General features: G+C 64.2%; 10 protein-coding genes. 8 read left to right on the forward strand and 2 right to left on the reverse strand.

Features of this window, described 5'->3' with window-relative positions; genetic code table 11:
- From KBT70_RS11775 to KBT70_RS11800, 6 genes are all read left to right on the forward strand, one after another.
- On the forward strand, positions 1-216 hold a 216-nt coding region (locus tag KBT70_RS11775; RefSeq protein ID WP_296633343.1), incomplete at its 5' end, for a TRAP transporter large permease subunit.
- Positions 217-225: 9 nt separating this feature from the next.
- Positions 226-1,533, forward strand: a complete 1,308-nt coding sequence (gene hisD, locus KBT70_RS11780; RefSeq protein WP_296633346.1) for a histidinol dehydrogenase — start codon at positions 226-228, stop codon at positions 1,531-1,533.
- Positions 1,526-2,284 carry an SDR family oxidoreductase gene (locus KBT70_RS11785; protein WP_296633349.1) on the forward strand — a complete coding sequence of 253 codons (759 nt, stop codon included), beginning with the start codon at positions 1,526-1,528 and terminating at the stop codon, positions 2,282-2,284. The genes hisD and KBT70_RS11785 overlap by 8 nt, the downstream gene beginning before the upstream one ends.
- Positions 2,281-3,264, forward strand: coding sequence for an alcohol dehydrogenase catalytic domain-containing protein (locus tag KBT70_RS11790; RefSeq protein WP_296633351.1), 984 nt, complete (start codon positions 2,281-2,283; stop codon positions 3,262-3,264). Before KBT70_RS11785 ends, KBT70_RS11790 begins: the two co-directional genes overlap by 4 nt.
- A gap of 15 nt (positions 3,265-3,279) precedes the next feature.
- On the forward strand, positions 3,280-3,684 hold the full coding sequence (locus tag KBT70_RS11795; RefSeq protein WP_296633354.1) for a universal stress protein: 405 nt from the start codon (positions 3,280-3,282) through the stop codon (positions 3,682-3,684).
- Positions 3,685-3,693: 9 nt separating this feature from the next.
- A complete protein-coding gene (locus tag KBT70_RS11800; protein ID WP_296633355.1) occupies positions 3,694-4,827 on the forward strand; it encodes an alpha-hydroxy acid oxidase in 1,134 nt (377 codons plus the stop codon).
- 216 nt (positions 4,828-5,043) lie between these two features.
- Here KBT70_RS11800 and KBT70_RS11805 read toward each other — a convergent pair whose 3' ends face one another.
- Positions 5,044-5,472 carry a hypothetical protein gene (locus KBT70_RS11805; RefSeq protein ID WP_296633357.1) on the reverse strand — a complete coding sequence of 143 codons (429 nt, stop codon included), beginning with the start codon at positions 5,470-5,472 and terminating at the stop codon, positions 5,044-5,046.
- A gap of 397 nt (positions 5,473-5,869) precedes the next feature.
- On the opposite strand from KBT70_RS11805, the gene KBT70_RS11810 reads away from it, so the two are divergent.
- Complete coding sequence (locus tag KBT70_RS11810) at positions 5,870-6,634, forward strand: Hint domain-containing protein (RefSeq protein ID WP_296633360.1); 765 nt, start codon at positions 5,870-5,872, stop codon at positions 6,632-6,634.
- 2 nt (positions 6,635-6,636) lie between these two features.
- Here KBT70_RS11810 and KBT70_RS11815 read toward each other — a convergent pair whose 3' ends face one another.
- Positions 6,637-7,137 (reverse strand): Lrp/AsnC family transcriptional regulator, encoded by a 501-nt coding sequence (locus tag KBT70_RS11815; RefSeq protein WP_009817092.1) that lies wholly within the window; start codon positions 7,135-7,137, stop codon positions 6,637-6,639.
- A gap of 197 nt (positions 7,138-7,334) precedes the next feature.
- On the opposite strand from KBT70_RS11815, the gene KBT70_RS11820 reads away from it, so the two are divergent.
- On the forward strand, positions 7,335-8,154 hold an 820-nt coding region (locus KBT70_RS11820), incomplete at its 3' end, for an FAD-dependent oxidoreductase (RefSeq protein WP_296633362.1).

Genomic DNA, 8,154 nt, shown 5'->3' on the forward strand with positions numbered 1-8,154 from the left:
CAGTTCTGCATCATGATGATCACCGCGCTGGGCGTTGGGTTCATCACGCCGCCGCTTGGCCTCAACCTCTTTGTCGTGTCGGGCATCACCGGCGAATCCATCCTGCGGATCGCGTGGCGGGCGGTGCCCTTCGTCTTCTTCATGCTGATCGTGGTGCTGCTGATTGCCTATATCCCGGCGATTTCGACCACGATGCTCCCTGATGTCTACAAATAGGACCCTAACATGACCCGTGACTACCTGAAGAAAGCAACCCTTACCTCGACCTCAAATGCCGGCGACGTGCATGAGACCGTGCAGGGGATTCTGGCCGATATCGAGGCGGGGGGCGACAAGGTGGCGCTGGACTATGCCGCCAAGTTCGACCGCTATGAGGGCAACATCATTCTCACACCCGAGGAGATTGCGGCGGCCACCGCGCTGGTGCCCGACAAGCTCAAGCGCGATATCGAGTTTGCCCATGCCAATGTGCGCCGCTTTGCCCAAGCCCAGCGCGAGACGCTGCGCGACATCGAGATCGAGGTGGTGCCGGGGCTGATTGCGGGACAAAAGAGCATCCCCGTGCATGCGGCGGGCTGTTATGTGCCGGGCGGGCGCTATAGCCATATTGCGAGCGCCATCATGACCGTGACCACCGCCAAGGTGGCGGGCTGTCAGCATATCGTGGCCTGTTCGCCGCCCCGCCCCGGCGTGGGCGTAGCCCCGGCGATCATCTATGCGGCGCATATCTGCGGGGCCGATGTGATCATGGCAATGGGTGGCGTGCAGGGTGTTGCGGCGATGACCTTTGGTCTCTTTGGTCTGCCGCCTGCGAATATCCTTGTGGGCCCCGGAAATCAGTTCGTGGCCGAGGCCAAGCGTATTCTCTTTGGTCGCGTCGGCATCGACATGATCGCAGGCCCGACCGACAGCCTCGTTCTGGCGGATGCCACCGCCGATCCGATGGTGGTGGCGACCGACCTCGTGGGACAGGCTGAGCATGGCTATAACTCGCCCGTCTGGCTGGTGACGGACAACCGCCCATTGGCGGAAGAGGTCATGCGCCTTGTGCCTGATCTGATTGCCGACCTGCCAGAGGTCAACCGCGACAACGCCGCCGCCGCATGGCGCGACTATGCCGAGGTGATCGTCTGCGCGGACCGCGAGGAAATGGCGGCCACCTCGGACGATTACGCGCCCGAACATCTGACGGTGCAGGCCGAGGATCTGGATTGGTGGCTGGGGCGGCTGACCTGCTACGGTTCGTTGTTCCTTGGCGAGGAAACCACCGTGGCCTTTGGTGACAAGGCGTCGGGCACCAACCATGTGCTGCCCACCTCGGGCGCGGCCAATTACACCGGCGGCCTCAGCGTGCATAAATACATGAAGATCGTGACATGGCAGCGCGCCACCCGCGAAGGGGCCAAGCCCGTGGCCGAGGCCACCGCGCGCATTTCGCGTCTGGAGGGGATGGAGGGGCATGCCCGCACCGCCGACATTCGCCTGCGCAAATATTTCCCCGACGAAACATTCGATCTGACCGCCAATGGCTGAACGGGGGCTCTTTGACGTCGCGGGCCGCGTGGCGCTGGTCACGGGGGCAAGTGCCGGTCTCGGGCGGCGCGCGGCCACGGTTCTGGCGCAGCACGGCGCACGGGTCGTGGGCGTGGCCCGCCGCGCCGATGCGCTGGCGGGCTGGCAGGCCGAGGTGGGTGCAAACGGTGCCGTGATCGCGCAGGATTTGGCGGATCGCGATAGCCTTGCGGATCTCGCGCGGCGCGCGGCAGAACCCTTTGGCGCGCCAGATATCGTGGTGCATGCGGCGGGTATCAACACGCGGCAGGTTGCAGATGACGTGACACCCGAAGGCTGGGATATAACCCTCTCGCTCAACCTCACAGCGCCGTTTTTCCTGAGCCAGCATCTTGTGCCCGCGATGCGGGATAAGGGCTGGGGCCGGATCGTCAACTTTGCCTCGCTGCAATCGTTCCGCGCCTTTCAAGGTGGCATCGCCTATGGCGCGAGCAAGGGCGGCGTGGCGCAGATGACCCGCGCAATGGCTGAGGCATGGTCGCGCCACGGCATCAACGTCAATGCGCTGGCCCCCGGTTTCGTGCGCACCGAACTGACAGCGCCGGTCTTTAACGACCCGGAGCGCGCGGCGCGCAATGCGGCGCAGACCTGTATCGGGCGCAATGGCGAGCCCGAGGATATGGATGGGCCGCTGCTTTTCCTGTGCTCGGAGGCGTCAAACTATGTCACCGGCCAAATTCTGATGCTCGACGGGGGGTTCACCGCGAAATGAAGGCTTTAGTCTATACCGGGCCAGAGGCGTTAGAGTATCGCGAGGTGGCGGACCCGGTGCCGCAAGACGGCGAGGCGCTGATCCGGGTGGAGAGCGTGGGCATCTGCGGCTCGGACATGCACGCCTATCTGGGCCATGACGAGCGCCGCCCGGCACCGCTGGTTCTGGGCCATGAGGCGGCAGGTGTGGCGCTGAGCGGGGCCATGACGGGCGCGCGCGTGACGGTCAATCCGCTGGTGACATGCGGCACCTGCCCGGCCTGTCGGGCGGGGCGCGACAACCTGTGCAGCACGCGGCAGATTATTTCCATGCCGCCGCGCGAGGGGGCCTTTGCTGGCCTGCTGGCGATGCCCGAGCGCAATCTGGTGCCCCTGCCCGATCATGTGACCACCCATCAGGCGGCCTTGGCCGAACCGATTGCCTGCGGCTGGCATGCGGTGCGGCTGGGGCGGGCGGTGCTGGGCGATGGCCCGCACCGGGCACTGGTGCTGGGCGGCGGCGCGATTGGTCTGGGCGCGGCGCTGAGCCTTGGTGCCCAAGGCATCCGGGACGTCACGATGGTCGAGCCGCACGCGGCGCGGCGCGCCTTTCTCGACCTGCGCTGCGATCAGAAAACGCTTGCGCCCGATGCGCTCGACCCGGCTGAGCAATTCGACATCGTGGTCGATGGTGTGGGCTATGAGGCCACACGCGCGCAGGCCTCGGCCCATGCGCGGCCCGGTGGCGTGATCGTGCATATCGGTCTGGGGCAATCCACCGGGGGCCTCGATATCCGGCGCATGACGTTGCAGGAGATCACATTCATCGGCACCTATACCTATACCGCGCAGGATTTCCGCGACTGCGCGCAGGCGATGTTCGAGGGGCGTTTGGGCGCGCTCGACTGGGTGGAGGAACGGGCGCTGAGCGAGGGCGCGGGTGCCTTTGCCGATATTCGCGGCGGGCGCGTGACCAGCCCCAAGATCATCCTTGTCCCCTGAAGAGGAGTAAGTGCCATGTATCGCAAGATCATTGTCGGCCTGTCGCTGGAACATGGGATCAGCGAGAGCGCGCTGGAGATTGCCCGCGCCCTGCGCGCCGAAGGCGGTGAGATCATCGCGCTCCATGCCTATGAACCTGTCCAAAGCTCTGTGCGCGCCTATCTCGATGAAGAGGTGGTTGAAGGCGCCTATAGCCGGGCGCAGGCGCTCTTGGCCGAGCGGGTGGCGGGTGCGTCCGATGTGACGCCTGTGATGCTGCGCGGTCATTCCGGGCGGGCCATCACCGATTACGCCGAGAAACACGGCGCGGATTGCATCATCGTCGGCTCGCACAAGCCGGGCTTGAGCGATTTTCTCTTGGGCTCCACGGCGGCGCGGGTGGTGCGGCATGCGCCCTGCGCCGTGCATGTGCTGCGCTAAGGGGGCTGCATGGGGGCCGATGCCATCCATTCCGCCGAGGATGCCCGCCGTCTGGCGCGGCGGCGTCTGCCGTGGATGGTGTTCGACTATATCGACGGGGCGGCGGGCACAGAGCATGGCGAGGCGCTCAATCGCGCGGCGCTGCGCGATCTGCGGCTAAGGCCGCGCGTCTTGCGGAATGTCACCAAGCGGGATCTCTCTTGCGATGTGTTTGGGCATGGCGCACGGGTGCCGTTTGGCATCACGCCGATGGGCATGTGCAATCTCAGCACCCCGGGCGCGGATCTCATGCTGGCGCGGCTGGCGGCACGGGAGCGCGTGCCTTTGGGCGTCTCGACCGTCGCCTCAACCCCGCTCGAGCGGATGATCGAGGTGGCCGAGGGGCATGCGTGGTTTCAGCTCTATTTCAGCGGTGATGGCAGCGGCACTATGGCGCTGGTCGATCGCGCCCGCGCGGCGGGGTATCAGACCCTTGTCGTCACGCTCGATGTGCCCGAAGTGGGCCGCCGCCCACGCGAATTGCGCCATGGGTTCAAGATGCCGTTTCGGATCGGCCCCCGGCAATTCGTGGATTTCGCGCTGCATCCGCGCTGGTCGCTGGGCACGCTCTGGCATGGCAAGCCTGAAATGGCGAATTTCCGGCAGGGCGGTTTTGACCGCACCGCAAGCCGGGCGGCGGCGGATTGGTCCTATCTAGTGCGGCTGCGCGCGGCTTGGCCCGGCAAGCTGGTGATCAAGGGCGTGCTGGATGTGGAGGACGCTGTGCGTCTGCGCGACGCCGGGGTCGATGCGATACAGGTTTCCAGCCATGGGGGGCGGCAACTCGATGGCGCGCCAGAGCCCATTCTGATGCTGGCCGAGATCCGCGCGGCGCTTGGGCCAGACTTTCCGCTCTTTTTCGATTCCGGGCTGCGGTCGGGCGAGGATATCGTCAAGGCGCATGCGATGGGCGCGAATTTCGCCTTTCTCGGGCGGCCCCTGCTCTATGCGATGGCGGCGGGGGGCGAGCGCGGTCTGCACCGCCTGTGGGAGGTGATGACGGAAGAGGTCAGCCTGACACTGGCGCAATTGGGACGCACCGATATGTTTGGCCTTGCCGATACGGTGCAGAAAATTGGACGGATTGGAATGGCAGAAACGTGAGGTGGTAGAAGCCGACTGGGGCTGGCATGGGCCACGCGGGGCCTGATGCTTCGGGCTTGTCCCGCCATCTGGCCCGCTGGAGACGGCCCGAATGGCGGTAAGCATGGCGAAACGATCATGCGAGGAGGGTATCCTGTCACCGAAGGTCCCGCTGGAGTGGCCCCTGGCCGATTAACGGCGAGGCGCACGGGATGGACCCGGTGGCACGCATGCCAGCTATCCCAGGGCCACCACGGGCGGCGCGCGCGGGCTGTACCCGGCGGGCAGATCACCCGCCGCCGCGCGCATATCGTCAAACACACGGACGACACGCGAAAAACTCAAATGCCGCGCGTCGGGCGCGATGCTTGCCTCTGTCAGCGCCGCTTGCGACTTGAAGAAGGGACAGGGCGTGTTCAGATGAGGGCCGTCATGCTCGGCCTCGGCGGCGGGCGTGGTCAGCGCGCCGGGATGCTCTGCGACCAGACAGAGCTCGCCGCCAAGGGCGGCGGCCTCAAGCTTGATCTGCTCTTGCACATGGAGATGAGTGCGGGCGGCATCCGCCAATTCGTGCTGGCAATCGACCGCAGCGGCGGTGGCGACCCGAACGCTCAGCAACAGCACAAGAAGCGCCGGCCCAAGGCCAACCCCTCTTAGTCTGCGCATCCAGCGTCCAAATGCCATCTTAGCCAATCCCGCAGGCCCAAGGCCAACGTCACAATTTTAAATGCGTTTCATGACTGGGCGACTCAAATATGCACACAGTCGAAACATTCTAAAATCAGAATACCGCTGTGATCGTGATTGCGTCAAGCGGCACGAGCGCGGCGAAAGTGATTCGCAGATCGGTCTTGGAATTGTGGCAAGCGGATTGGGCGCTGTGGCGACAATCGCGTCACTTCGCGCCCACTTCCCACAACCTGCGAACAATTGCCCCGAAAATTTGACGCAAAGCCCGTCATACCTTCATATTGATCCTACTAAACAAACAGATTTGTCCATCTGTCGTTGTCGGTGGGGGCCGACGCGGTTGTGACATCCTTGAATTTGAGGTGACACAGCAATGAGTATCCCCCGCCTGACGGCGAACGCCGCCTATGCGACGCCTGTGCGCCGCATTCCTGCGCGTCCTGAAACCCCCCGCCTGCCGATGCGGCATTACACGAACCTCTGGCTGCGGGCCGATGGGGGAATAGAAGAGCGCGAGCAGATGGCCCCGGCGCTACCGCTCTTTGACGCGGCACATTCCGCCTTTGCGCGCGGCACGCTGATCACCACCACGCGCGGGCCTGTTGCGGTCGAAGACCTGCTGCCCGGTGATCTCTTGCAAACCTCTGCGCATGGGCCGCTGCCGGTGCTCTGGATTGGCCGGATGACGCTGCGCCCCGAGGATATTGCCAGCCGTTCGGTCAAGCTGACGCGGATCATGGCCGAGGCCTTTGGCATTGCGCGGCCGATGGCCGATCTGCTGGTCGGTCCGGGGGCGCGGATTCTTACGCGCCCGCGCGATCTGCGCGCCAGCATCGGGTCGGATCACGTGCTTAGCCCCGCGCATGTGCTGGCCGATGGGATGCACGCCTTTGGCGTCACCCCGCCGCGCGCGGTGACATTCTATCACCTCTGGCTGCGGCGGCATGCGCTGATCACGGCCAATGGGCTGGAAGTCGAGAGCTTTCATCCCGGTGCCGGGTTCGAGCGCGACGTGGGGCCGAGTATGCTGTCGCTCTTTATGTCGTTCTTTCCGCAAATTCAGGAGCCGCATCAATTCGGCCCGCTGGCACATCTGCGCCTGCCACTCGATGCCCCTGATACGCTGAACGTCGCCTGATCTCAGGCTGACTGGCTCAGCCGCGCCTCGAGGATTTCAAAGGGCACGCCGGGCTCGTCCTTGGCGCCGCGAATGACGAGCGAGGTCTTGACGCTGGCGACATTATCGGCGGCGGTCAATTCCTCGGTCAGAAAGCGCTGAAAGGTGCTGAGATCGGGGGCCACGCATTTGAGGATGAAATCCACCTCACCGTTGAGCATGTGACATTCCCGCACGAGCGGCCAGGCGCGGCAGCGCGCCTCAAAGGCGCTCAGATCCGCCTCGGCCTGGCTTTGCAGGCCGACCATGGCAAAGACCTGCACCTCGAACCCCAATTCGCGGGGGTCCACATCGGCATGATAGCCGCGAATGAACCCCTGTTCCTCGAGCGTGCGCACCCGGCGAAGGCAGGGCGGCGCAGAGATTCCGACCCGCTTGGCCAGTTCCACATTGGTCATCCGGCCGTCAGCCTGCAACTCCGCCAGAATCTTGCGATCTATGGGATCAAGACGGGACGTGGCCATGGGGGACTCCTTGTTCGATTTCGCGATTGTTATAGCATTATGGGCTACATGCGCAATTATGTTTCGCTGCTGCGCAAGATCATTTCCCGAATAGCCCCTAGGGCACGCAGTGCATATCCGCCTTGCAAGGGGTTACATGCCCCGCGCCAGAGGGCTATATCATGCGCCAAATCCGCAGATCACATGAGAGAGCGCCCATGTCCGACACCCGTCACACCAAATGCCTGATCATCGGGTCTGGTCCCGCTGGCTATACCGCAGGCGTCTATGCCAGCCGCGCCATGCTCTCGCCCATTCTGGTGCAAGGGATCGAGCCGGGCGGTCAGTTGACCACCACAACCGAGGTCGAAAACTGGCCCGGCGATACCGAGGTGCAGGGGCCAGACCTGATGGTCCGGATGGAGGCGCATGCATCGGCCATGGGCTGTGAAATCATCGGCGATATCATTTCGTCGCTCGATCTGGACAGCCGCCCCTTTGTGGCAAAGGGTGACAGCGGCACCACCTATACCGCCGATGCCGTGATCCTCGCCACCGGCGCACGTGCCAAATGGCTGGGCCTGCCGTCGGAAGAGGCGTTCAAGGGGTTTGGCGTTTCGGCCTGCGCAACCTGTGACGGGTTCTTTTATCGCGGACAGGAAATCGTGGTGATCGGCGGCGGCAATACGGCGGTGGAAGAGGCGCTCTTTCTGACCAACTTCGCCTCGAAGGTCACGCTCATCCATCGCCGCGACGAGCTCCGCGCCGAAAAGATCCTGCAAGACCGGCTGATGAAGAACCCCAAGATCGAAACCCTGTGGTTTCATACGCTGGATGAGGTCATCGGCACCGACAATCCCAAGGGGGTCGAGGGCGTGCGGGTGCGCCATGTCGAAACGGGTGCGATCACGGAAATCCCCTGCAAGGGGGTGTTCATCGCCATCGGCCACGCGCCCGCCAGCGAGTTGGTCAAGGACAAGCTCGAATTGCACAACGGCGGCTATGTCAAGGTCGTGCCGGGCAGCACCCGCACTTCGA

The sequence above is a fragment of the Roseovarius sp. genome (assembly GCF_018066915.1).
Lineage (GTDB): Bacteria > Pseudomonadota > Alphaproteobacteria > Rhodobacterales > Rhodobacteraceae > Roseovarius.